Genomic DNA, 24559 nt, shown 5'->3' with positions numbered 1-24559 from the left:
GACCGTCGCGCCCACTGGCAGGACCCGTGGTCCCAGGAGCACGCTGCTTGACGTACGGACAGCTACCGGACGAACACGGGCCGGGACCACGTCGGCGGAGCCGGACCTGCCTGGGGGTGCACGCCATGGGTGACAGTACGGAACAGCAGGCGACCGAGGACGCCAGGCGCAGGGAGGAACTGATCGAGAAGGTCCGCGAGGCGAACCGGCTGAGCGCCGGCCGCCCCGGCGCGCCGACCGCTCCCGGCCCGGCGGCGCCGGCCGAGGAAGACGGCTGAGCCTGCCGCCGCAGGGCCCCCGGGAGCGGGGTGCGACACCGTCTCCCGCCCGCGCCGCTGCCCGCGCCCACCCGTCCGAGTGACCGGACGGGCAACCCGGGCTGCCCTCGCCCCCGCACCTTCTCCCCTCCCGCCGCCCGCCCGCGCCAGCGAGGCTGGGCAGGACATTGGCCACCACGGCGACTCGGGGGAACGGGAACCACATGCGTGCGCAGGACCAGCAGGCCGCGCGGGGCACTGACCGCCCGCGAGCGACGGACCCTGCCCGGCACGCCCCGAGCGACGCGGCCCCGCAGACCACCTCCGCCGTGGCAGCCGCCCGGCGGACCGCGGGCAGCACGGCGGCGTCCGCCCCGCAAGGTGGCGTCGACCACCCGTAACGGACCTCGCCCGGCAGCCGGATCGTCCCGGCTCGTACCACCCACCTTCACGAGGAGACCCCGACCGTGCCCAACTACCTCTCCCCCGGCGTCTACGTCGAGGAAGTCGCCAGCGGATCCCGCCCCATCGAAGGCGTCGGCACCTCCGTCGCGGCCTTCGTCGGGCTCGCTCCCGTCGGGCCGCTCAACGAGCCGACCCTGGTGACCAACTGGTCGCAGTACGTCGCCGAGTTCGGGGAGTTCACGGACGGGTACTACCTCGCGCACTCCGTCTACGGCTTCTTCAACAACGGCGGTACGGCGGCCTACGTCGTGCGCGTCGGCGGCACCGACGCCTCCGTGGCGAACACCGGCGCCCCGCAGGCCGCCGCCACCGCGGCGCCCCAGGCGATCACCGCGGGCGAGGCCGTGGCGCTCGGCGCGTTCAAGGTGGCCGCCATCACGACCGGCGCGAGCAACGGCGGGGCGCTCACCGTCGAGGTGCAGGACATCGAGGGCGAGAACGGCGGCGACCGCTTCAAGCTGGTCGTCAAGGACGGCGACACCGTCGTCGAGAACTTCGACGTCAGCGCGAAGAAGTCGGCCCGGAACTTCGTCGTCACGCAGGTCAAGCAGCGCTCCAAGACGATCACGGTCGAAGAGGCCGTCGCGGGCGGCCAGCTGGCCCGCCCCGAGGCGCAGGCCGTCACGCTCGCGCCGCCGGTCGTCGTCCCCGCGCAGGCCACCGCCACGGGTGCCGGCACCGTCGCCCGGATCGAGTCCGGCCAGTTCATCGGCGACTCCGCCGACCGCACCGGCTTCGGCGGCCTGGAGGCCCTCGACGAGATCAACATGGTCGCGGTGCCCGACCTGATGGCCATCTACCAGCAGGGTCTGATCGACCTGGAGCAGGTCAAGGCCGTCCAGCTCGGTCTGGTCGCGCACTGCGAGCTGATGGGCGACCGGATGGCCGTCCTGGACCCGCCGCCCGGACTCAACGCCCGCGACATCCGCAAGTGGCGCATGGAGGTGGCCGGCTACGACTCCCGGTACGCCGCCCTGTACTACCCCTGGGTCAAGGTCTTCGACCCGTCCACCGGCCAGACCAAGGTCGTACCGCCGTCCGGCCACATGTCCGGCGTCTGGGCGCGCAACGACTCCGAGCGCGGCGTCCACAAGGCTCCCGCCAACGAGATCGTGCGCGGCGCCGTCGACCTGGAACTCCAGATCACCCGCGGCGAGCAGGACCTCCTGAACCCGGTCGGCGTCAACTGCATCCGCGCGTTCCCGGGCCGCGGCATCCGCGTCTGGGGCGCCCGCACCCTCGCCTCCGACCCGGCCTGGCGCTACCTGAACGTGCGGCGCTACTTCAACTACCTGGAGGAGTCGATCCTGATCGGCACCCAGTGGGTGGTGTTCGAGCCGAACGACCAGGCGCTGTGGGCCCGCATCCGCCGCAACATCTCGGCGTTCCTGGTCAACGAGTGGCGCAACGGCGCCCTGTTCGGCCAGCGGCCCGAGGACGCCTTCTACGTGAAGTGCGACGAGGAGACCAACCCGGTCGAGTCCGTCGACCTCGGTCGCGTCGTCTGCGAGATCGGCATCGCGCCCGTCAAGCCCGCCGAGTTCGTGGTGTTCCGCCTGGCCCAGTTCTCGGGCGGCGGCGGCGAGCTGGAGGAGTAGTCAGCACCAACTCCCCTTTTTCTAGGCCGATTTCGTACGAACAGGAGTAACCCAGCATGTCGCTTCAGCCCGGTGATGCCCTCACCACCCACAATTTCGGCCTGCAGATCGACGGTGTCATGGTCGAGTACCTGCAGGAAGTCAGCAGCCTCTCGATGGAGCAGGACGTCATCGAGTACCAGCAGGTCTCCTCGGCCGGCAAGCCGGTCATCAAGAAGCTGCCCGGTGTGAAGAAGGCCGGCGAGTGCACCGTGACCCGCGGCGCCACCCAGTCGTCCACGTTCTCCGAGTGGATCAAGCAGTCCATCGAAGGCAACATGGGCTCGGCCCGCAAGAACGCCTCCATCATCATGATGGACTACCAGGAGAACCCGGTGAAGCGCTACAACCTGCGCAACGCCTGGTGCACCAAGGTCGAGATCAGCTCGGTCAAGGCCGGCGACGCCGCCGCGATGACCGAGCAGGTCACCATCACCTTCGAAGAGCTGGTCATCGAGTAATGCGGCGCGAAGGTCCTGGAGTCGGGGGAGCCGAGGCGCAGGCCCAGCCCCCGTCGGGCGCGCGCGAGCCGCTGCGCACCGAGTTCGAGTTCGAGCTGCCGCGCGGTTACGTGGACGAGTCGGGCACCGTGCACCGCCACGGTGCGATGCGTCTTGCCACCGCCCGCGACGAGCTGGTCCCGCTGCGGGACGTACGGGTTCGCGAGAACCCGGCGTACCTGTCGGTGGTCCTGCTCGGCCGGGTGATCACCCGGCTCGGCACCCTCGGCGACGTCCACGACGGCACGGTGGAGAACATGTTCGCCTCCGACCTGGCCTTCCTCCAGGACTTCTACCGGCAGATCAACGCCGAGGGGCACACCCGGGCGGCCGTGGCCTGCCCGCACTGCAACGAGTCCTTCGAGGTCGAGCTGGCCGGGAGCCGCCTGGGGGAATCGTGACGTACGCGGCCGACCGGATCGAGGAGGAGACCGCGTACCTGGCCTACCACTTCCACTGGGGCATGGACTCCATCCTCGATCTGGAGCATGCGGACCGGCGGGCGTACGTACGGCGGGTGGCGGCACTGGTGGAACAAGGCGAAGGGGAGCGGTGACGGGGGATGGGCTTGTTCAAGCGCCGACGCGGTCGCACGTCCGAGACCGCCGCGGCGGCTCCGGCCGCCCCTCCCGTACGGAGTGACGGCGGCTGGGCCGCCGCGCCCCCGATCCAGCGGGCCCTGGCCGCGCCCCGCCTCACCGCGGAGGCCGGCTTCGGCTCCACCCTGGCCGCCCACCAGGACCTCTCGGTCGTCCGCCCCCTGACCCACGCGGTCTCTCCCACGGCCCCCCACGGCGTCCTCCACAACGCCGTGACCCCGGTCGCACCCGGCCCGTCGGCACCCCTGATGCGCCTGCCGGTGGCCGGTTCGGCGCCCGGTGGGCCCCGGGGGGACGCGGCAACCCCGCCTTCCACCGCGAACCCCGGCTCGACTTCGGCTCCGGCTTTCGGCGCGGGGACGAGTTCGGGCTCTGGGTCGGCGTCGAGTTCGGATTCCGGGTCGGTCTCGGGGTCGGGCTTTGCTCCGGGTTCGGGTTCCGGTCCGGCCTCGGGTTCGCGTTCTGCTTCGGGTTCCGGTCCGGGCTCGGGGTCGCGTTCTGCTTCGGGATCGGGTTCCGGTCCGGGCTCGGCCTCGGGCTCCGCTCCGGGTTCCGGTCCGGCTTCGGGGTCAGGTTCTACTTCGGGATCGCGTTCGGGTCCGGCCTCCGCTCCGCGATCGGGATCCGCGTCGGGTTCTGGGTCGGCGTCGGGCTCCGCTCCGCGATCGGGCTCGGGCTCTGCGTCAGGTTCTGCGTCGGCGTCGAGTTCGCGTTCGGCCTCGGGCTCTGCGTCGAATTCGGGCTCCGCGTCAGGTTCGGGCCCGGGGTCAGTTCCGATTTCGAGGGCTGTCTCGGCTCCGGCTTCCGGCTCGGCTCCGGCTTCCGGCTCGGGCCGGGGTTCCGGTCCGGCTTCGACTCCTGGCGCGGCTTCGGGCTCCGGTCCGACCTCGGGCTCCGGTCCGACCTCGGGTTCCGGCCCGGCTTCAGGTTCTGCGTCGGCTTCGGGCTCCCGCCCGGCTTCAGGTTCTGCCTCAGCTTCGCGCTCCGGTCCAGCCTCGGGCTCCCCTTCGGCCTCGGGCTCTGCCCCGGCATCGGGCTCCCGCCCGGCTTCAGGTTCTGCCTCGGCTTCGGGCTCGCGTCCGGTTTCAGGTTCCGGTCCGGCTTCAGGTTCCGCTCCGGCCTCGGGTTCCGCTCCGGCCTCGGGCTCCCGCCCGGCTTCAGGTTCTGCCTCGGCTTCGGGTTCCGGTCCGGCCTCGGGCTCCCCTTCGGCCTCGGGCTCTGCCCCGGCTTCAGGTTCCGGCCCAGCCTCGGGCTCCCGCCCGGCTTCGGGCTCCCGCCCAACCTCCGGCTCCGGCCCGGCCTCGCAGGCCGGTTCGGCCTCCGTGCAGCGGGCGGCTACTCCCGGGCAGGGTGTGTCGCCGAGTCCGATCGGACCGGCGCGGACCGGTACGCCCGCCGCTCCCGCTCAGGGGAGCGCCGCGCAGCGGGCGGCCGCCGCCCAGCCTGGCGCCGGCACCGACTCCCGTACCGCACCCACCCCTTCGGTGCAGCGGGCCACCCCGACTTCGCCCGGGTCGACGGGCGGCTCCGCGACGCCGGGGCCGCGTGCGGCGGCACCGCGCAGCGCGGGCGACCAGCGTGCCTCCAGGGCGCAGGGCCCGGCGGCGTCGCCGGTCGTGCCCGCGGTACAGCGGGCAGCGGCCCAGCAGGGTCCCGCCGCATCGGCAGACCCCGCACCCGGCACGACTCCCGCGGTACAGCGCGCCGTTCCTTCCCCCGCGGCACCGCAGCCCACGGCGCCCGCCTCGCCCGGCCACGGCCCAACGACGCCTTCACCCAGCGCATCGGCTCCGCGGCCCACGACGCCGGGCACACCTCCGGTTCAGCGGGCGACCACCTCGCAGCAGCGCCCGGCGGCCGAAGCCACGCGTTCCGCGACCGGCGCGAATCCCGCCACACCCACCGGGGCCACCCCTCCCTCCGCACCGGCGGCGCGGTCCACGACACCCACCACGCCCAGCGCTTCAGCGCCGCGGCCCACGACCTCGGCCGAGCCTGCGGTCCAGCGGGCAATCACCTCGCAGCAGGGCCCGGCGCCGCGTGGCGCCGACACCACGCCCTCCGCGAGCGGCACAACTCCCGTTGCACAGCGGGCAGTTACGAACAGCCCCGGACAGGCACCGAAACCCCCGGTACCCAACGTCGGCCCCGCGATCCAGCGGGCCGCCACGCCGCCGCAAGGCCCCCCGGTCGCGACTCCGAACACCCCCGCCGCTGCACCGCGCCCCGCCTCCGGCGCCCCTGCCCCGGTACAGCGGGCCGCCACGCCCAGCGCACCCCCCGTCCACCCCGCGCAGAGCCGCCCGACCACGCCCGGCGACGCGAGCCATGCGGCGAACCCGCAGCGCCCGTCCGCCGACCCCGCGCCTGAAGCGACCCGGCCTACGATCGGCTCAACTCACGCTGTGCAGCGAGCAGTTGGTCAGCCTGCACCCGCCACGTCCCCACAGGCCCCGCAGGCCCCACAGGCCCCGGCAGTACAGCGCTCCACCGCCACGCCCGCGGCACCGCAGCCCACCGCGAGCGACGCCGTGCAGCGGTCCGGCACGCCCGCGCCCGACTCGCCGCGACCCCGAGCAGCCGAAGCCATACGCCCCGCCACCCCGGCCGCGCCCGACGCTGCCCACCCCCGTACGACACCCTCCGGCGCGTCGGCTCCCACCGGGATGCCCGCCGCGGCGCAGCACTCCACCACCCCCGCACACACCCAGGGCGCCAACTCCCCCGTCCAGCGGGCCACCGCGCCCGCACCGCACTCCGCCCTGCCGGTACGCGGCCCGAGCGCCGAGACCCGCGCACCGCAGGACGCACCGGTCCAGCGCTCGGCCTCTTCGCAGTCGGCACCGCCGGTCGCACCCGTACGGGAATCGGCCTCGACTCCCGTTGCTCCGCGACCTGTTCAGCGCGCTCTGACGCCCGTCCGTCCTCCGCTGACCTCCGCCCCCCGGCCGGTCCGCCCCTCCTACCAGCTCGACCCGGTGGGCGTCGTACGCGCCCCCGCCCCGGCACCCGCACCCGCACCTGCGCCGCAGGCTGCCGCGCCCGTCGCCGCCCCCCAGCCGGTGACGCCCGCCCCCGCGCCTCCCGTCCAGCGCAAGCCGGTCGTCCGGCGGGTCAGCCGGGTGCAGAGCGCGGCGGCCGACGGCCCCCGGCGCCGCCCCCTCATCGGGGCCCCCATCACGCCGAGCGCCACCCCGCCCGCCCCGCCAGTCGTTCCGGCCACCCCGCCGCCGGCCGCCGCCCCCACGCCTCCTCCCGTCCAGCGCGCTCCTGCCCCCGCGCCCCCGGCGGCCCCGGCGGCCCCGGCGACCCCGCTTCGCAAGGTCCGGCTTCCCGGCCCAACTCCCATACAAATGGCCTCCGCTGACGGGCCCCCGCTCGCTTCCGCGCGGCCGCTCACCACGCGGCACCAGGAGGCGGCAGCGACCCGCGGGGCGGCGCCGACGGCATCACCCGCGCCCCTCAAGCAGGCCCCCGCGTCCAGCGAGGCCCGGCCGGTCGTTCCGTTGCGCGGGCCCGCCGCGCCCCGGGGCGTCGCGCAGCCGTCCGTGCAGCGGGCCCCGGCCGCCCCGGCACCCGTCACTCCGGTACGGCGCCAGAGCCCCCCGCCCGCACCGGCACCGGCACCGCAGCCGGCGCCCGCCCCCGCCCCCGTACCGCGACAGGTGCAGCGCACCGCGCAGGCTCCTGCCACCACGCCCGCGCCGACGCCCACCGCCGAGTCCACCGGCCCCGAACAGCCCACCGATCTGGACGCGTTGGCCCGACGGCTCGTCGCGCCGCTCTCCCGGCTCCTGCGAGCCGAGCTGCGCGGCGACCGCGAGCGCGTCGGCCGGCTACGCGACCGCTGACCGCCACCACAGACCCGTAGCCACTCCCACCGACGGAAGACCACCCCATGCCCACCACCCTTGACCCCGGCTCCACCGTCTTCTTCAAGCTGACCATCGACGGCCAGAACCTCGGCCTGTTCAACGGCTGCGACGGTCTCGCGTCCGAGGTCGAGGTGGAGCAGCGCCAGGAAGGCGGCAACAACGGGTTCGTGTGGCAGCTGCCCACCCGGGTCACCTTCTCCACGATCCGGCTGACCCGGCCGCTGACCGCCGACACCTCCAAGGTGGCCGCCTGGATCTCGTCGCTGGCCACCGGCATCACCCGGCCCACCGCGCAGATCGCCGCGCTGCGCGCCGACGGTTCGATCGTCGCGCAGTGGGGGCTCGTCGAGGTGCTTCCGGTGCGCTGGACGGGGCCGAGCCTCGACCCGGCGAGTCCGAGCGTGGCCACCGAGACCCTGGAGATCGCCCACCACGGCTTCACCGACGCGGGAGGTGCGTGAGCATGGCCGCTCCCACCGGAGGCAAGGCCGCGGGGCTGTCCCGCGCCACCCTCGCCATCCACCAGCCGCCCACGGACCTCGGCGGTTCGATGGGCGGCCTGATCGGCGAGGTCAAGTTCCAGTTCAACCCGTCGCAGGTGCAGCTGGGCCGGTCCGCGAGCTGGCACACCGCGCCGGCCGTCGCCTACACCCGGGGCGCGCCGCCCAAGTTCACCGGCGCGCAGCCCGCCTCGCTCCAGCTGGAGGTGTTCCTCGACGCGTCGGGCACGCCCAACTCCACCACCGTGCAGAAGCAGGTGGAGCTGCTGCTGTCGTGCTGCGAGGTGACCTCGCAGAGCGTGAGCGCGAAGGCGCCGTCGCCGCCGTGGGTGAAGTTCAGCTGGGGGTCGTTCTCGACCGTCCAGTTCACGGCATACGTCACCAGTGTCAACGCCCACTACACCCTGTTCAGCCCCAACGGCACGCCGCTGCGCGCCACTTGTACGCTCGCGCTCACCGAGATCGCGACCTCCACCAAGGGCCAGAACCCGACCTCGGGCGCACTCTCGGCGCGCCGGGTGCACCGCACGGTCGCCGGGGACACGCTCGCCTCGCTCGCCTGGCGCGAGTACGGCGACGCCACCCAGTGGCGGGTGATCGCCGAGGCCAACGAGATCGACGACCCGATGCGGCTGCGGCCCGGCACCGAGCTGCTGCTGCCCGCTTCCTCCGAGGGGGCCGCGTGAGCGAGAAGACCTTCACCACCGTCCTGCACGTCCAGCTCAACGGCGCCGTGCTGCCCGACCCGCTGGCCGTGCGGCTCATCGAGGGCTGGGTGGACGCCTCCGTCAACGTGCCCTCCGCCTTCCAGCTGACCTTCAGCGACAAGGACGGCACGCTCACCACCAAGTTCCCGCAGCTGAAGATCGGCGCGAAGGCCGTTCTGAGCCCGTTCACCGACGGCCGGCGCGGCGATCCGATGCTGACCGGCGAGGTCACCGCGCTGGAGGTCGACGCCGAGCCCGGCACCGGCCGCCACCTCGTGGTCCGCGGCTACGACCCCGGTCACCGGCTGCTGCGCAACCGCCGTGTCGTGGGCTACCCGAGCATGACGGCCTCCGACATCGTGCGCCGCGTCGCCGGGCTCAACGGCCTCACCCTCGGCAAGATCGACTCGACGTCGACGGTGTACGACCTGGCGACCCAGCCCAACACCACCGACTGGGACTTCCTGGCGCGGCTCGCGGCCGAGAACGACGTACGGCTGTCCTTCGACAACGAGGGCAAGCTGGACTTCGCCGCCCTCAAGCCCGCGTCCGGCGCCCCCTCCGACACCACCCCCGCCGCCCAGAGCCCGTACGTCCTGGACTTCGGGGCGAACACCCTGCACAGCCGGGTCGCGATGACCGCGGCCGGGCAGGTCAAGAAGGTCACGGTGCGCGGCTGGGACATGCGGACCAAGCAGCAGCTCCAGGCGCCCGTCCCGGCCGTCACCAGCCCGGACATCGCCGCCGACATCACCCCGGCGACCGTCACCACGCCGTTCGGAGCGGCGGAACTCACCGCCACCCAGGTCCCGTACACCACCCAGTCCGAGGTCACGCACGCCGCGCGCGCCCTCGCCGACGACGTCACCGGAGCCTTCGCGGAGCTGGAGGTCGCCGTCACCGGCAACCCGGCCCTGAAGCCCGGGGTGCCGATCGCGGTGAAGGGCGCGGGCTTCCCCTTCGAGGGCAAGTACACGGCCACCGGCGTCCGCCATGTCTTCGCGTCCGGCGAGCAGTTCACCACCTGGCTGAACGTCTCGGGCCGCCAGTTCCGTTCGCTGTACGGGCTCGCCGCGGGCGGAACCGACCAGGCGCCACTGATGCCGGGCGTGGCGATCGCCCTGGTCACCAACACCAAGGACCCGCTGAAGCTCGGCCGGGTCAGACTGCGCTTTCCGTGGCTGTCCCAGACGTACGAGAGCGACTGGTGCCGCATCGCGCAGTTCGGCGGCAAGGGCGGCGGCGGGCTGGTGCTCCCCGACGTCAACGACGAGGTGCTGTGCGCCTTCGACCGGGGGTCCCTTGAGCACCCCTACGTCATCGCCGGTCTCTACAACGGCATCGACAAGAACACCCGCGAACCCGACAGCATCCCGGCCGTCGACCCGACCAGCGGGCAGATCAACTGGCGGTCCCTGACCGCCCGCAGCGGGCACACCGTCGAGCTGCTCGAAGAGGGCGGCGCCGCCCGCATGTCCAGCGGCATCCGGCTGCGCACCGGCAAGGGCAGGCTGCACATCCAGCTGAACGAGGCCCGTACGTCGCTCACCATCAGCAGCGACGGCACCGTCGAGATCAAGGGCACGCGCAGCGTCGACATCGAGGCGGGCGGCAACCTGTCCCTGAAGGCCGGCGGCAGTCTGAGCCTGCGGGCGGGCGCGGGCATCGAGATGGACGCGGGCATGGCCGTCAACGTCAAGGCGGGCCTCGCCTTCGACGTGAAGGCCGGTGGCGAGGCGTCCGTCGCCGCGGGAGGCGCGGTGTCGCTCAACGCGGCCGGCGAAGCGGCCATCACGGCGATCGCCAACGCCAGCATCACCGCGGCGACCGTCGCCATCAGCGGAGCGGCCGCCATCGAGCTGACCTCCGCGGCCCCGCTGGTCAACGGCGCGCCGATCGTCTAGGAGAGTTGAGATGAGCGAACACTTCGTCGGGGCCGGCTGGGCCTTCCCGATGCGCACCGACCCGGGTGGTGGCATCGCCCTTGCCCGGCGCGACCGCGAGATCGAGGAGTCCATGCGCCTGGTGCTCGCCACCGCGCCGGGCGAACGGCCCATGCGTCCCGAGTTCGGCTGCGCGGTGCACGACCTGGTGTTCGCGCCCGTCAACGACGCCACCGCCGGGCGCATCCGCTACGAGGTGCGCACCTCGCTCGACCGCTGGGAGCCCAGAATCGAGGTCGAGGAGGTCACGGTGACCCCGGCCCCCGACGAGCCGACGGTGCTGCACATCGACGTGCGGTACTCGGTGCGCGGCACCAACAACCCGCGCAGCCTCGTCTTCCCCTTCTATGTGATTCCCTCCGAGGGCGGCGACCAGCCTGGCCCGACGGCCGGCGAAAGCGAACGACACTGATGGCCCTGCCCGCACCCCATCTCGACGACCGCCGCTTCCAGCAGTTCGTCGACGACGCCAAGCGCTACATCCAGCAGCGCTGCCCCGAGTGGAGCGACCACAACGTCTCCGACCCGGGTGTCACCCTCATCGAAGCCGTCGCGCACATGGCCGACCAGCTGGTGTACCGGCTCAACCGGGTCCCCGAGAAGAACCAGCTCGCCTTCCTCGACCTGCTCGGCGTGACCCTGTTCCCGCCGGCCGCCGCGCGCGCGTCGGTGACGTTCTGGCTCTCCGCGCCCCAGTCGGAACCGGTGGTGCTGCCCACCGGCACCGAGGTCGCCACCAGCCGGACCGAGACCGAGGAGGCGGTGGTCTTCGCGACCGAGGACGATCTGACGATCGTGCCCTGCCACCTCACCCACGTCCTGCGCCAGCCCGCCGGCGCCGGACCCGAGGACTGCTCGCAGGACGTGCTCGGCAACACCGACGTGTCCGTGTTCAGCTCCGGGCCGCTCCCCGGTGACGTGCTGCTCTTCGGCCTGTCGGCGGCCATCCCGAACTGCACGGCCGCGCTGCGTCTGGAGAGCCGCGTCGACGGCGTCGGCGTCGACCCGCGCCAGCCGCCCCTGGTGTGGGAGGCGTGGACGGCCGACGGCTGGGTCGAGTGCGAGGTCGCCGAGGACTCGACCGGCGGCCTCAACCGGCCCGGCGAGGTCATCCTGCACATGCCGGGCGGCCACACGGTGTCCCGGATGGCGGGCCGGCTGGACGCGGGCTGGCTGCGTTGCCGCGTCGTGGAGGCCGCCCCCGGCCAGCCGTTCTACAGCGTCTCGCCGACCGTGCGCGGCGCATCGGGCTTCACCATCGGCGGTACCACCCAGGTCTCGCACGCCGAGTCGGTGCGCGACGAGTCCCTCGGCGACTCCGAGGGCGTCCCGGGCCAGCGGCTGCTGCTCGCCCACGCGCCCGTCGTGGGCGGCGTACGCCTGGAAGTGTCGGCGGGCGAGGGGTGGGAGGAGTGGGAGTCGGTGGACGACTTCGCGGCCTCGGGCCCCTTCGACCGTCACTTCACCCTGGACGCGGCGACCGGAGAGATCGCGTTCGGCCCGGCGGTGCGCCAACCCGACGGATCGGTGCGGCAGTTCGGCGCCGTCCCGGTCAAGGGCGCGGCCATCCGGGCCTCCCGCTACGGAACCGGCGGCGGCCGCTCCGGCAACGTGGCCCGCGGCGCGATCCAGGTGCTGCGCAGCTCCATCCCGTACATCGCGCGGGTCGAGAACCGGGAGGCGGCGCGCGGCGGGGTCGACGGCGAGACGGTCGAGGAGGCCAAGACCCGCGCCCCGATCGCGCTGCGCGCCCAGGAACGCGCGGTGACCGCCCGCGACTACGAGGAGCTGGCCCGCCGGGCCGCCCCCGAGACCGCCCGCATCGCGTGCCTGGCGGCGGACGCGGCCGAGTCCGGCGACAACGCGGTACGGGTCCTGGTCGTCCCGCAGGCCGTCCCCGACCGGGGTGGCCGGCTGCGCTTCGAGCAACTCGTGCCGGGCGACGAGCTGTTGGGCCGGGTGACGTCCTTCCTGGACGACCGCCGCCCGCTGGGCACCCGGCTCGCGGTCGGCCCGCCGTTCTACCAGGGCGTGACGGTGGTCGCCACCTTGCACGCGTTCCGCGCGGCGAAGGCCGACCACGTACGCGACGATGCCCTCAACGCCCTCTACTCCTACCTGGACCCGCTGACCGGTGGCGCGCACGGCACCGGCTGGCCCTTCGGCCGCCCGCTGCGGGCGGGCGAGATCTTCGCGGCGCTCCAGCGGGTGCCGGGCGTGGAGCTGGTGGACGAGGTGCTGCTGCACCCCGCGGACCCGCTGACCGGCCGTCGCGGCGACGCGACGGACCGAATAGAACTCGCCCCCTCCGCGCTCCTCTTCCCCTTCGACCACCGCGTCCGCGTCATCGAGGCCCGATGAGCACCCGCGGATCCGTCGCCGGCCTCGGCTCCTCGCACCCACTGGGCGGCCAGCTGCCCGCGGTGTACGCGGACGACGACTTCGCGCAGCGCTTCGTCGAGGGCCTGGACGTGGTGCTGGCCCCCCTGTTCAACGTGCTCGACTGCCTGGAGGCCTACTTCGACCCGGCGCTGGCCCCCGAGGACTTCGTGGACTGGCTCACCAGCTGGGTCGGCACGGAGCTCGACGGCACGGAGCCGCTGGAGATCCGCCGCCACGCGGTGGCGACGGCGGTCTCGCTGCACCGGGTGCGGGGTACCGCGCAGGGCCTGGCCCGCGCGGTCCAACTGGCCTTCGGGGTGACCCCTCAGATCATCGAGAGCGGCGGCGCGACGTGGTCGGGCCGCCCGCTGGGCCCGTTCCCCGGCGCCGCCCGCGCGTCCCTGCGGGTCGTCCTCGCCGTCCCCGACCCGTCCACGATCGACCCCCACCGCCTCCAGGCGGTGGTGGCGGCAGCCCGCCCCGCCCACCTCCCTTTCACGGCCGAGGTAACCGGCAAAACCCTGAATCCCGAAGGGAATTGACAGATGTCCACCCCGGCCACCGTCCCCTGCCCCGACTGCGGCACCCCGGCCCGCGCCACGGGCCAGTCCTTCTGCGACTCCTGCGGAGCCTTCCTCCGCTGGACCCCGTCGGCGACCGCGCCGACCCCGGACGCGTCCGCGTCCACGCCGTCGTCGGAGGCCGCCCCGGCCGATGAGCACCGGCCCGCGTCCACGTCCAAGGCGGGCGGCACCCCTACCGGTGAGTCCCGCGCGGCCGCCACACCGGCCGAGGAGCCTGACGCCCCGGCACCCGCCGCTGGACGAACCCCGTCAGCGGCCGGCGCGCCCGACGCTGCCGAGCCGGAGGCCGCCAACCCGGCCGAACCGGCGACCCCGGCTTCGGCGCACCCCGCTGCCGCGGCCCCGGAAGCCACCACGACTCCCATCCCGGCGGTGAACGACTCCGCGGCGACCACCACCCCCCTCCCCACGGCGAGGCCCACCGCGTCGGACGCCGCCCGCGCCCTCCTCGTACCCGTACAGGACCCCACCCCCGCCCAGCCCCCCGAGGCGCCGGGAACGGTCCTGCCCGGCCGCCCGGAAGCAGCGCGCCCCCGCGTCCGCACGGCCGCTCCCGCCCCCGCCCCGGAAAACGGCACGCCCTGCCCGGCCTGCGGCACGCCCAACCACCAGCACCGCAACTTCTGCCGCAGCTGCGCCACCCCGCTCACGCCCCGCCGCACGGACAACGCGGAGGGCCCGTACGCCGGCCAGCGCCCCCCGCTGTACCGGGACCGCAAGCGCTGGATCGCAAGGGTGCTGATCACCCTGGCGGTTGTGGGCCTGATCGTGGGCGGCATCTTCGGCGGCCCCCCGGCGGCCCGCGCCGTACAGGACCACTTCGCCAAACGCGTCGCCGTACACCCGACGGCGTGGAAGGCCTCGCACTCGGACCCCAAGCACGGCCCGGAGCTGGCCTTCGACAGCTACTCCAACACGTGGTGGGGCACCGGCCTTCAGGGCGACTCGGCGGGCCAGTACCTGGAGGCGACGTTCGGCCAGCCGACCGACCTGCTTGCCCTGCTGATCACGCCGGGCACCTCGAAGCGCTCGGGCCAGCAGTCGGAGCAGGCCCGCCCGCAGGAGTTCGACCTGGTGGTCACCGACTCCAGCGGCAAGGCGCACACCTCGCACCAGAGCATCAACGACGGCGGCGTCCAGCGCATCGACGTCCGCGTACGCGACGCGGCCTCGGTCCGCCTCATCCTGCGCTCGGCATTCGGCACGGCCCCCGACAAGCAGGTGGCCATAGCCGAACTGGAATTCTTCAGCCGCTCGAAGAACTGAGCCCAGCCCCGGCAAAACCGCCCCGCCGCGCCGCAGATGAGGTACGGCGGGGCGGGGCGGGCTCCCTCACCGCGGGACCGGCACGCCCCTGCTCCACAGTTCCTCGGCATGCCCGGCGAACCGGTCGAACATGCCGCCGGGGCCGCGGCGGCGCAGATGCAGGAGCGGCGAGTCGTGCCCGGCCAGCCGTGCCAGATGCGGAGTGACCAGCGCTTCGTCATCGAACCTGAACACGGACAGACTCACGTGGTTGACTGCGTCCAGAGGCGCACTGAACCGTGCCTCCAGCCCCTCCACGGCCGCAAGTCGCGTCAGGCTCTCCAGGGTGAGTCGAATCCGCGTGGACACGTTCAGAGCCACGTCCTCGACGGCCTCCCGCTGCCGCGTCACCTGTCCCCCAGGGTCCCCGAGCAGGAACCGGACCCGGCAGCCGGACTCGGCCTTCCGGCGCACGACATCCGCGAACGCGGGGATCTGCGTCCAGAAGAAGTAATTGGTGTACCCGGCCAGGAAGATGTCCGAGTCCGCGCGTTCCACCACCTCGGCCCAGACCGTGGAAGGGCATGCGGACCGGTAGGGATAGCTGTGGACCAGTTCACGGTCGTCGCCCGTCTTGATGCGGTCCTTGACCGCCCGCGGCCAGATCACGTCTTCATCCACTCCCAACACCTGACAGGCGTCCGCGCGGTTCCTGGCATGCGGGGTCAACTCACCGTCCCCGAGCCATCGTTCCACCTGCTTGACGGATACCCCCTCAGCGCAGGCGATTGGGCCTTGTCCAGGAGGGCCGAAGTCAGGGGGTGACCACGGCCGGCGCCTTGACCACCCGCTGTGCGCACAGCTCGACCGTGGACGTGCCATGGCAGATCCGTACGTGGGCGCTCTGGCCCGCCGTCAGGGCGGCAAGCAACGCCCACTGTGCGGTGTCGTTCTCCAGCCAGGCCTGAAGCTGCCCACCCGAAGGGTCATGGGAGCCCAATGCGCCAACGCACCAGCGCACTTGAGCACCCAGCCAAGATGCGGCAAGGACCGGCGATGGCGTGCCGTGAGAGTTGATCAGTATCTCGACATGCCGCGCATCGAGCCGCAATGCGGCCCGGACGGTACATCGGTACTCGATGTCGCCCATGCTCGGATTCCCGACGCGCGAGGAACGTGCCTGGCCCAGTCCGTCCAGCGTGCTCGTGTGGGAGACGTAGCGGAGCCCAGCGCGGGTCATCGGTACACCCCTGCGTGCGGGTGCCGACGGATCTCCACGTTGCAGTCGACGGCGCCGGACAGGTCCCGGAGCCAGTAGCACTCAGTGCGCTGCGCAACCAGTGCCACGCACACGTCGCAGTCCGGATCCGCCGGATCGGCGTCGTACACCGGGAACGGATCACGCTGTTCGGCCTGTTGCCACAGTCCCCACACCATCCTGCACCCCTTCACTCCGCTGGTGTGGCGATCGTCGCGCTGGTGATCAGGACGAGGGAACCTCGTACGTTCGGCACTTCGGGACGTCCCATACCCTGTAGAACGTCCCCATGCAGAACGAGCGGTTAAGGGCCGTCATGGCGTCCGGAGGCTGGACGCACGCCTCACTGGCCAGGGTGATGGGCGTGGATCCGAAGAGCGTGGAACGGTGGGTCAACCTCGGGCGCACTCCACGGCGGACGACCGCGCTCAAGGCGGCCGAGACGTTGGGCGAGGACGTTCACACCCTGTGGCCGACGCTCCGTCAGGCACGCGCCGCTCGGGCAGTGAGTCCGGAACTGGTCGCGCTGTACGACCAGCGGGCGGACCTTCCCGTATCCGTGTTCGTGAACCTCCTCACGGCAGCGCGCGAGCGCATCGACGTCCTGGTCTACGCGGCACTGTTCCTGCACGAGGCGTATCCCCGGCTGAACGATCTCCTGCGGGAGCGGGCTGCCGACGGGTGCGCGATACGTATCGCGGTCGGTGATGCGGACAGCGAGAACATCCAGCAGAGAGGGCGGGAAGAGAAGTTCGGGCACGGCATCGAATCACGCTGCCGCCTCGCCCTCCTGCACTACCACCCGTTGGCGGATACGCCCGGCATCGAACTCCGGACGCACGGCACGACGCTCTACAACAGCCTTTATCGGGCTGATGATCAAGTGTTGGTCAATGCCCACGTCTGGGGTACGAACGCATACGGTGCGCCCGTGTGGCACCTTCGCCGCCATGAATCCGGCGGCATGTTCGACACCTACGCGGACAGTTTCCATGCTGTGTGGGAAACAGCGCGCCCCCTGGAGGCATGAGCCGATGGCCCGGACCGAGTACTACGACGATCCGCAGGCGCCCGCGCCCAACAGCATGGTCGTGGCCGCGTCTGCGGTGGTGGCCGACGGTGAGGGGCGTCTCCTGCTGCAAAGGCGTCGGGACAGCGGCCTGTGGGCCCTGCCCGGTGGCGGGATGGAGCTGGGCGATTCGCTGCCCGGCACGGCCGTGCGTGAGGTCAAGGAGGAGACCGGCCTCGACGTGGAGATCACGGGACTGGTCGGCACGTACACGGACCCCCGGCACATCATCGAGTACAGCGACGGCGAGGTACGAAGGCAGTTCAATATCTGCTTCACTGCCCGCATCACCGGTGGGGAGCCGGCCCTTTCCGAGGAGAGCACGGAACTGCGGTTCGTCGCGCCGGCCGACCTCGACGCCCTGCCCATGCACCACACCCAACGCCTGCGCATCCAGCACTACTTGGAGCATCGCTGCGAGCCGTACCTCGGCTGAGCCGGGTGCCGGAAAGACGCAACCCCCCGGCTGCGGCCCGGGGGGTTGGAGAAGGGGCGCGGGGCCCTACTTCGTCTTGTCCGCCGCCGGCTTGCGAAGCGCGATGTTCAGTTCGCGCAGGCGGGACTCGTCCAGCTCCGTCGGCGCGCCCATCATCAGGTCCTGCGCGTTGCCGTTCAGCGGGAACGCGATCGTCTCGCGGATGTTCGGCTCGTCCGCGAGCAGCATCACGATGCGGTCGACGCCGGGCGCGATGCCGCCGTGCGGCGGGGCGCCGAGGCGGAACGCCTTGAGCATGCCGCCGAACTCGCGCTCCACGGTCTCCCGGTCGTACCCCGCGACCTCGAACGCCTTGAACATGATCTCGGGCTCGTGGTTCCGGATCGCGCCCGAGGACAGCTCGATGCCGTTGCACACGATGTCGTACTGCCAGCCCAGGACGTCCAGCGGGTCCTTGGTCTCCAGGGCCTCCAGGCCGCCCTGCGGCATGGAGAACGGGTTGTGCGAGAAGTCGATCTTGCCGGTCTCCTCGTCCTTCTCGTACATCGGGAAGTCGACGATCCAGCAGAACCGGAAGACGCCCTCCTCGAAGTGCCCGGCGCGCTTGGCGGCCTCGACGCGGACGCCCGACATGATCTTGGAGACCTCGTCGAACTCGCCCGCGCCGAAGAACACCGCGTGCCCGGGGACCAGGCCCAGGCGCTCGGTGAGGACCTTGACGTTCTCGTCGGTCAGGAACTTGGCGATCGGGCCGGAGAGCGAACCGTCCTCGGCCACGCGCACCCAGGCCAGGCCCTTCGCGCCGAGCGAGACGGCGTAGTCGCCGAGCCCGTCGAAGAACTTCCGCGACTGCGACGCGACGTCCGGCACCGGCAGGGCGCGCACGTGCTTGCCGGCGAACGCCTTGAACTCCGAGCCCTCGAACACGTCGGTGATGTCGACGAGTTCGAGCTTGGCGCGCAGGTCGGGCTTGTCGTTGCCGTACTTCAGCATCGACTCGCGGAACGGGATCCGCGGGAACGGCGAGGTGACGTGGCGGCCGTTGCCGAACTCCTCGAAGAGCTCGGTCATCAGCTTCTCGATGGGCCGGAAGACGTCTTCCTGCTCCACGAAGCTCATCTCGACGTCGAGCTGGTAGAACTCGCCCGGCGAGCGGTCGGCGCGGGCGTCCTCGTCACGGAAGCAGGGCGCGATCTGGAAGTACCGGTCGAAGCCGGAGATCATCAGGAGCTGCTTGAACTGCTGCGGGGCCTGCGGCAGCGCGTAGAACTTGCCCGGGTTCAGGCGGGAGGGGACCACGAAGTCGCGGGCGCCCTCGGGGGAGGTCGCCGTCAGGATCGGGGTCGCCATTTCGTTGAAGCCGAGCGCGACCATCTTGGAGCGGATGGAGGCGATGACCGCCGAGCGCAGCATGATGTTGCGGTGCATGCGCTCGCGGCGCAGGTCCAGGAAGCGGTACTCCAGGCGCCGCTCCTCGTTCACGCCGTCGTCGGCGTTGATCGTGAAGGGCAGCGGGTTCGCGGTGCCGAGTACCTCGACCTCGCCGACCTCGATCTCGATCTCGCCGGTGGCGAGCTCACCGTTGACGTTCTCGGTGCCGCGCGAGACGACCTTGCCGTCGACGCGTACGACGGTCTCCTTGGACAGCTTGTCCAGGGCCTCGGCGCCGGCCGTGCCGGGCCGGGCGACCAGCTGGGTGATGCCGTAGTGGTCCCGCAGGTCGATGAAGAGAATGCCGCCCAGGTCTCGGCGATTGTGCAGCCAGCCGCTCAGCCGGACGTCGCTGCCGACGTCGGAGGCGCGGAGCTCGCCGCAGGTGTGGGACCGGTACCGGTGCATCGTTCATCCAATTCTTCGCGAACGGTGGTCGCGACTACTTCGCGAGATTCTTCGCGAGACAGGCGGGAATCAACCCGTCCAGGTTACCGCCCGGTGGAACGGGCACTCTCGGTGGCGACGAGGGAGCAAACATTCATAAAGTGGGGCAATGCGCACAGAGGACGTCCTGGCCGCTATCGCGACTGGCCTGTGGCGCTGGGACAACGCATCCGGGACGGTCACCCTCGACGCCGAGGCCGCCCGGCTGCTCGGCCTGCCCGCGGAACGGGTGACGACGACCGAGGGGGCCGTGCGCTCGCGCTTTCACCCCGTCGACTGGAACGAGGTCGACGGCATCATCAATCTCGCCGTCGCCGAGGGCACCCTCGCCGAGGCCCGGCTGCGGATCATGGACGAGAGCGGCCGGGTACTCCGTACCGTACGCAGCCGCTCCAAGCCGCTGGCCAGCGGCGACAGCTACGTACTGATCGGCACCCTCCAGGAGGTCGCCGAGCCGCAGCCGGGCACCACGGCCGCCCAGACCTCGATCACCGGCGACTGGCGGCGCTCGCGCGAGGCGTTCCTGCTGGACGCCGGCCGCGCGCTCGCCGAGGCCCGCTCGACCTCGGAGGTGTTGAGGGTGGCCGCCTCGCTCTCCATGCCCGGGTTCTCGCCGGACGGCCTCGCGGTGTTCGGGGTGGCGGGCGAGCGGCTGACGATCATCGGGCACCACGGGCACAACCCCGGCGACGACGGGCCCTTCGCGGAGATCTCGCTCGACATGGACTACCCGGCGGCCGATGTCGTGCGCAACGGACGAGCGATCTACCTGCCGACGCCACAGGAGTACCGGCGCCGCTTCCCCGCCACCTGGCCGATGGCGCAGCGCTTCGACCGCCAGTCGTGGGCGTTCGTCCCGCTGATCGTCGCCGGCCGGACGATCGGGGCGTGGATGGCGGCGTTCAAGCACCCGGTGGCGTTCACCCCCGACGAGCGCTCGGTCCTGACGACGGTGGCCCGCATGCTGGCGCAGGCCCTGGCCAGGGCGGGCGAGGCGGAGAACGAACGCGAACTCTCGCTCGGCCTGCAACGCTCGATGATGCCGACGCTCGGTCCCGAGATCCCCGGCATGACGGTCGCCGCCCGCTACGTCCCGACCGGCGGCGGCCTCCAGGTCGGCGGCGACTGGTATGACATGATCCCGCTGCCGACCGGCAGCTTCGCCCTGGTCATCGGCGACGTACAGGGCCATGACGTCCGGGCCGCCGGGCTGATGGGCCAGCTGCGCATCGCGCTGCGGGCGTACGCGAGCGAGGGCCACCGCCCCGACGCGGTCCTCTCCCGCGCTTCCCGCTTCCTGTACGGGATCACCGAGTCGTACGGGGTGCCCGAGCCGGCGGGCGACGGTCACGAGGACTACGCGCCGCGCTTCGCCACCTGCCTGTACATCGAGGTCGACCCGGCCACCGGCACCCTCGACATCGCACGGGCCGGCCACCCCGACCCGGTGATCCGCACCGCCGACGGCACCGCGCTGATACGCCCCACCGCGGGCGGTCTCCCGCTCGGCATCGAGGCGGACTCCGACTACCCCACGACCCGGCTCGTCCTCGAACCCACCGAGACGATCATGATCTGCACGGACGGCCTGATCGAGACCGGGGGCCACGACATGGCCAGCGGCTGGACCCGGCTGCGCCCCGTCCTGGAGAAGGACCCGGACCAGGGCCTTGAGCAACTCGCCGACGAGTTGGTCCAGGCCGTGCACGGGCCCTCCTCGCACTACACGACGGGTCCACTGGTGGACCGCCGCGAGGACGACGTCGCGCTGCTGCTGCTCCGCCGAAACGCTGGCGGCGGCGCCGGTCCCGCCACGACCACCGCCATCCGCCGCACCGCGCTGACCGTCGCCCAGGCCGAACCCGAGCGCATCGCGGGCGCCCGCAGGCAGCTGCGCGAACTCCTCCACGACTGGGCGGACGAGGAGCAGGTCGACTCGGCGGTCCTGATGATCTCGGAGATGATCACCAACGTCCTCGTCCACACCGACGGCGACGCGGTGCTGGTGGCGGAGGCCTGCGGCCCGCTGGGCACCCGCCGCCTGCGCGTCGAGGTCGCCGACGCCAGCGACGAACTCCCGCACCGCCGCCGCCCCGGCGAAATGGCATCCAGCGGCCGGGGCCTGGTCCTGATGCAGATGCTCGCGGACGCGTGGGGCGTGGACCCGAGGGGCGACGGCAAGTCCATCTGGTTCGAGCTGCACGAGGCGGGGGCGGGAGGTTCGCGGGAAACGGAGGGGTCGCCGGAGGTGGAGGGGTAGGTGGGGTGGCCGGTCGCCGGGGGCGGCCGGGCTGCCGGGGACGCCTGGGCAGTGGGGGCGGGCCGCCCGGCGCGGCCGGGTAAGGGGCGGCCGGGTAAGGGGCGGCGGGGCGCGCGAGCCCGTCGGATCGCCCCGCTCGCCCCGCGTTACGGCGCGGGTCGCGGTGGGCCCGCCGGATTCGCGGGGGCCGGGCCGTTGGGGGCGTAGCGCCTGCGCAGTTCGCCGAGCACCCCGAACCCGGCCGCCGCGACCGGCACCGCGAGCAGCATCCCGACGAGTCCGGCCACGCTCGCGCCCGCCGTCAGCGCGATCATGATCATCGCGGGGTGCATCTGGACGGTGCGGCTCTGGATGACGGGCTGGAGGATGTGCCCTTCGAGCTGCTGCACGGCGAGGACCACCCCGACCGTCCACAGGGCGATCCCGAACCCCCGGTCGGCGAGCGCGACCAGCACCGCCACCGCGCCCGACACGAACGCCCCCAGGTAGGGGATGTAGGCGCCGATGAAGACGAGCGCGCCGAGGCCGACGGCGCCGGGCACGCGCAGGATCAGCAGCCCGGCGGTGATGCAGATGGCGTCGATGAACGCGATGATCGTGGTGCCGCGCATGAACCCCTCGACGGCCTCGAAGGCCCGTCGCGCCATGGCCTCCACGGTGTCACCCGTACCGCGCGGGGCCAGTGAGTGCGCGAGGTCGGCGGCCCGGTCGGAGTCCTTGAGGAAGAAGAAGGTGAGCAGCAGCGCGAGCACACTGGTGGCGATGAGCGAGCCGAGCACGCTGAGCCCTTCGAGCAGCCCGCTGGCCGCCCCGGCCCCGAACTTGGACAGCAGTTGCTTGGCGTTGTCGGCGATGTTGGTCACCCCGTCACCGCCGGCCGCCCCGAGGTGATCGGCCACCCAGTGCCCGGCCTGCTTGAGCGAGGCGACGATCTGGTCACCGGTGTTGATGAGCGCGCTGACGACGATGTATCCGGCGCCGCCGACCACCGCGACGAGTGCGACGCAGGTGAGCCCGGCGGCGATGGACCGCCGGACCCCCACGCGGATCAGCCAGCGGTGCACCGGGCCCAGCAGAGCGGTGCCAAGTAGCGCTAGCAGTACGGGAGTTACCACCGCCTTGAAGACGATGCACAGCCAGACGGCGATGGCGGCGACGCCGGTGACGAGCAGCACGACCACACACCAGGCGGCGGCCCGCCGGGCCCCCTCGGGAAGCAGCGCCTGAGGTTTCTCCACCCGCCCACCCGACCACGGCGGGCGCCGGCGCGCCCGCCCGGCAGCCCGCCCGGGTGACGCCCCGTCAGCTGGCGGAGCCTTTGCCCTGCCCGCCCCTTCCCGAACCGGGGACGCTGCCCGGAAAGGGGCGGGGAAGGGGACTCACATGCCGTGGACCGCCGGGATCTTGCCCAGTCGGCCCTGCTGGAAGTCGTCGAAGGCCTTCTGGAGCTCCTCACGGGTGTTCATCACGAACGGCCCGTAGTGCGCCATCGGCTCACGGATGGGGCGCCCGCCGAGCAGCACGACCTCCAGGTCGGGGGCGTTACCGTCCTGCTTCTCGTCCGCGCGGACCGTCAGCGAGCCGCCGTCGCCGAACACGGCCGTCTGCCCCATGTGGACGGGACGACGCTCGGCGCCGACCGACCCGCGCCCGGCCAGCACGTAGGCGAGCCCGTTGAAGTCGGACCGCCACGGCAGCGTGACGGACGCACCCGGCCGCAGCGTCGCGTGCACCATCGTGATGGGGGTGTGCGTGATGCCCGGCCCCTCGTGCCCGTCGAGCGAGCCCGCGATGAGGCGGAGCAGCGCGCCCCCGTCGCCGGAGGTGAGCAGCTGGACCTGGCCGCCGCGGATGTCCTGGTAGCGGGGGTCCTTCATCTTGTCCGCTGCCGGGAGGTTCACCCACAGCTGGAGGCCGTGGAAGAGCCCGCCGGACATGACGAGCGACTCCGGCGGCGCCTCGATGTGCAGCAGGCCGGAGCCCGCCGTCATCCACTGGGTGTCACCGTCGGTGATGGTGCCGCCGCCACCGTTGGAGTCCTGGTGCACGAAGGTGCCGTCGAGCAGGTACGTGACCGTCTCGAACCCCCGGTGCGGGTGCCACGGGGTGCCCTTGGGCTCGCCCGGCGCGTACTCCACCTCGCCCATCTGGTCCATCATGATGAACGGGTCGAGGTGCTTGTAGTTGATCCCGGCGAACGCGCGGCGCACCGGGAACCCCTCCCCCTCGAACCCCTGCGGCGCGGTGGTCACGGCAAGGACGGGGCGGGCCGCTGCGCCCTCGGGCACGGTGACGCGCGGCAGGGTCAGCGGGTTTTCGACGGTCACAGCTGGCATGGGACGGCCCTCCTTGCGGGATGCTCTGCATCCAAAGTAGTTGAATGGTGAACATCTAGCAAGCGCCCCTCATTCCCGGCCCGCCCGGAGTACGCCTCGGGCCCGCACCCCCAAGGGGTACGGGCCCGAAGTGAAGCCGCCGAGCGGTGGCTATCCGTACATGCGCCGCATCGCGAAGTCGACCATCTGCTCCACGGCCTTCGCGTCGAAGACCATCCGGTGGTCGCCCTCCATGTCGAGCACGAAGCCGTAGCCGGTCGGCAGGAGGTCGATGACCTCGGCGCCGGTGATGACGAAGTACTTCGACTCCTTGCCCGCGTACCGGCGCAGCTCCTTGAGCGAGGTGAACATCGGGATGACCGGCTGCTGGGTGTTGTGCAGCGCGAGGAACCCGGGGTTGTCACCGCGCGGGCAGTACACCTTCGACCCGGCGAAGATCTGCTGGAAGTCCTCGGCGGACAGCGACCCGGTGGTGAAGGCGCGTACCGCGTCCGCGAGCGAGGGCGGCGACGGCTCGGGGTACAGCGGCTGCTCCCCGTACCCGCCCTGCTGCGGCGGGGCGTACTGCTGCTGCGCGGCAGGGCCGCCTGCGTGCTGGTCGTAGCCGTACATGGGCCACAGCGTAGTG

General features: G+C 72.3%; 26 protein-coding genes. 17 read left to right on the top strand and 9 right to left on the bottom strand.

Annotation, left to right across the window (positions count from 1 at the left end):
• Positions 1-125 precede the first annotated feature (125 nt).
• From OG522_RS19405 to OG522_RS19380, 6 genes are all read left to right on the top strand, one after another.
• On the top strand, positions 126-278 hold the full coding sequence (locus OG522_RS19405) for a hypothetical protein (protein ID WP_329464246.1): 153 nt from the start codon (positions 126-128) through the stop codon (positions 276-278).
• Between the two features lie 203 nt (positions 279-481).
• Positions 482-658, top strand: a complete 177-nt coding sequence (locus OG522_RS19400; protein WP_329464245.1) for a hypothetical protein — start codon at positions 482-484, stop codon at positions 656-658.
• Positions 659-724: 66 nt separating this feature from the next.
• Positions 725-2320, top strand: coding sequence for a phage tail sheath subtilisin-like domain-containing protein (locus OG522_RS19395; protein WP_329464244.1), 1596 nt, complete (start codon positions 725-727; stop codon positions 2318-2320).
• Positions 2321-2376: 56 nt separating this feature from the next.
• Positions 2377-2820, top strand: coding sequence for a phage tail protein (locus OG522_RS19390; RefSeq protein WP_329464243.1), 444 nt, complete (start codon positions 2377-2379; stop codon positions 2818-2820).
• A complete protein-coding gene (locus OG522_RS19385) occupies positions 2820-3260 on the top strand; it encodes a hypothetical protein (RefSeq protein ID WP_329464242.1) in 441 nt (146 codons plus the stop codon). Before OG522_RS19390 ends, OG522_RS19385 begins: the two co-directional genes overlap by 1 nt.
• Complete coding sequence (locus OG522_RS19380; protein WP_329464241.1) at positions 3257-3415, top strand: DUF6760 family protein; 159 nt, start codon at positions 3257-3259, stop codon at positions 3413-3415. The genes OG522_RS19385 and OG522_RS19380 overlap by 4 nt, the downstream gene beginning before the upstream one ends.
• Before the next feature lie 1448 nt (positions 3416-4863).
• On the opposite strand, the gene OG522_RS19375 is transcribed toward OG522_RS19380, so the two are convergent.
• Both OG522_RS19375 and OG522_RS19370 read right to left on the bottom strand, forming a co-directional pair.
• On the bottom strand, positions 4864-5142 hold the full coding sequence (locus tag OG522_RS19375; RefSeq protein ID WP_329464240.1) for a hypothetical protein: 279 nt from the start codon (positions 5140-5142) through the stop codon (positions 4864-4866).
• A gap of 138 nt (positions 5143-5280) precedes the next feature.
• Positions 5281-5532, bottom strand: coding sequence for a hypothetical protein (locus tag OG522_RS19370; RefSeq protein WP_329464239.1), 252 nt, complete (start codon positions 5530-5532; stop codon positions 5281-5283).
• 331 nt (positions 5533-5863) lie between these two features.
• On the opposite strand from OG522_RS19370, the gene OG522_RS19365 reads away from it, so the two are divergent.
• Genes OG522_RS19365 through OG522_RS19330 form a run of 8 tightly spaced genes read left to right on the top strand, consistent with a single transcriptional unit; the run spans position 5864 to position 14715 of the window.
• A complete protein-coding gene (locus tag OG522_RS19365) occupies positions 5864-7309 on the top strand; it encodes a hypothetical protein (RefSeq protein WP_329464238.1) in 1446 nt (481 codons plus the stop codon).
• A gap of 47 nt (positions 7310-7356) precedes the next feature.
• A complete protein-coding gene (locus tag OG522_RS19360; RefSeq protein WP_329464237.1) occupies positions 7357-7794 on the top strand; it encodes a phage tail protein in 438 nt (145 codons plus the stop codon).
• 2 nt (positions 7795-7796) lie between these two features.
• Positions 7797-8519 (top strand): CIS tube protein, encoded by a 723-nt coding sequence (locus OG522_RS19355; RefSeq protein WP_329464236.1) that lies wholly within the window; start codon positions 7797-7799, stop codon positions 8517-8519.
• Positions 8516-10444, top strand: a complete 1929-nt coding sequence (locus tag OG522_RS19350; protein ID WP_329464235.1) for a VgrG-related protein — start codon at positions 8516-8518, stop codon at positions 10442-10444. Before OG522_RS19355 ends, OG522_RS19350 begins: the two co-directional genes overlap by 4 nt.
• 10 nt (positions 10445-10454) lie before the next feature.
• Complete coding sequence (locus tag OG522_RS19345; protein WP_053724991.1) at positions 10455-10895, top strand: GPW/gp25 family protein; 441 nt, start codon at positions 10455-10457, stop codon at positions 10893-10895.
• On the top strand, positions 10895-12844 hold the full coding sequence (locus OG522_RS19340; RefSeq protein ID WP_329464234.1) for a putative baseplate assembly protein: 1950 nt from the start codon (positions 10895-10897) through the stop codon (positions 12842-12844). The genes OG522_RS19345 and OG522_RS19340 overlap by 1 nt, the downstream gene beginning before the upstream one ends.
• Complete coding sequence (locus OG522_RS19335; RefSeq protein WP_329464233.1) at positions 12841-13407, top strand: phage tail protein; 567 nt, start codon at positions 12841-12843, stop codon at positions 13405-13407. Before OG522_RS19340 ends, OG522_RS19335 begins: the two co-directional genes overlap by 4 nt.
• Positions 13408-13410: 3 nt before the next feature.
• Entirely contained in the window at positions 13411-14715 is a 1305-nt protein-coding gene (locus tag OG522_RS19330; protein WP_329464232.1) for an NADase-type glycan-binding domain-containing protein, read from the top strand.
• 66 nt (positions 14716-14781) lie between these two features.
• On the opposite strand, the gene OG522_RS19325 is transcribed toward OG522_RS19330, so the two are convergent.
• From OG522_RS19325 to OG522_RS19315, 3 genes are all read right to left on the bottom strand, one after another.
• Positions 14782-15375 (bottom strand): XRE family transcriptional regulator, encoded by a 594-nt coding sequence (locus OG522_RS19325; RefSeq protein WP_329464231.1) that lies wholly within the window; start codon positions 15373-15375, stop codon positions 14782-14784.
• Positions 15376-15508: 133 nt separating this feature from the next.
• Positions 15509-15844: a hypothetical protein gene (locus OG522_RS19320; RefSeq protein WP_329464230.1), complete on the bottom strand. Its 336-nt coding sequence runs from the start codon at positions 15842-15844 to the stop codon at positions 15509-15511.
• An 86-nt stretch (positions 15845-15930) separates the two neighbouring features.
• Complete coding sequence (locus tag OG522_RS19315; RefSeq protein WP_329464229.1) at positions 15931-16131, bottom strand: hypothetical protein; 201 nt, start codon at positions 16129-16131, stop codon at positions 15931-15933.
• A 110-nt stretch (positions 16132-16241) separates the two neighbouring features.
• Between OG522_RS19315 and OG522_RS19310 the strand changes: the two genes are divergently transcribed.
• Positions 16242-16982 carry a helix-turn-helix domain-containing protein gene (locus OG522_RS19310; protein WP_329464228.1) on the top strand — a complete coding sequence of 247 codons (741 nt, stop codon included), beginning with the start codon at positions 16242-16244 and terminating at the stop codon, positions 16980-16982.
• Between the two features lie 4 nt (positions 16983-16986).
• Positions 16987-17457, top strand: coding sequence for an NUDIX domain-containing protein (locus tag OG522_RS19305; RefSeq protein ID WP_329464227.1), 471 nt, complete (start codon positions 16987-16989; stop codon positions 17455-17457).
• 66 nt (positions 17458-17523) lie between these two features.
• Here the strand turns inward: OG522_RS19305 and aspS are convergent, their stop codons facing one another.
• Entirely contained in the window at positions 17524-19296 is a 1773-nt protein-coding gene (gene aspS / locus OG522_RS19300) for an aspartate--tRNA ligase (RefSeq protein ID WP_329464226.1), read from the bottom strand.
• Between the two features lie 148 nt (positions 19297-19444).
• Between aspS and OG522_RS19295 the strand changes: the two genes are divergently transcribed.
• Positions 19445-21595 carry a SpoIIE family protein phosphatase gene (locus OG522_RS19295; RefSeq protein WP_329464225.1) on the top strand — a complete coding sequence of 717 codons (2151 nt, stop codon included), beginning with the start codon at positions 19445-19447 and terminating at the stop codon, positions 21593-21595.
• 146 nt (positions 21596-21741) lie between these two features.
• Here OG522_RS19295 and OG522_RS19290 read toward each other — a convergent pair whose 3' ends face one another.
• The 3 genes from OG522_RS19290 to OG522_RS19280 form a co-directional block, all read right to left on the bottom strand.
• Complete coding sequence (locus OG522_RS19290; RefSeq protein ID WP_329464224.1) at positions 21742-22833, bottom strand: AI-2E family transporter; 1092 nt, start codon at positions 22831-22833, stop codon at positions 21742-21744.
• A 141-nt stretch (positions 22834-22974) separates the two neighbouring features.
• On the bottom strand, positions 22975-23931 hold the full coding sequence (locus OG522_RS19285) for a pirin family protein (protein WP_329464223.1): 957 nt from the start codon (positions 23929-23931) through the stop codon (positions 22975-22977).
• Positions 23932-24081: 150 nt separating this feature from the next.
• Positions 24082-24543 carry an SseB family protein gene (locus OG522_RS19280; protein WP_329464222.1) on the bottom strand — a complete coding sequence of 154 codons (462 nt, stop codon included), beginning with the start codon at positions 24541-24543 and terminating at the stop codon, positions 24082-24084.
• Positions 24544-24559: the final 16 nt, after the last annotated feature.

Origin of the sequence: Streptomyces sp. NBC_01431 (genome assembly GCF_036231355.1) — a bacterium.
Classification (GTDB): Bacteria; Actinomycetota; Actinomycetes; order Streptomycetales; family Streptomycetaceae; genus Streptomyces.
This window is presented reverse-complemented; position numbering and strand designations above follow the sequence as displayed.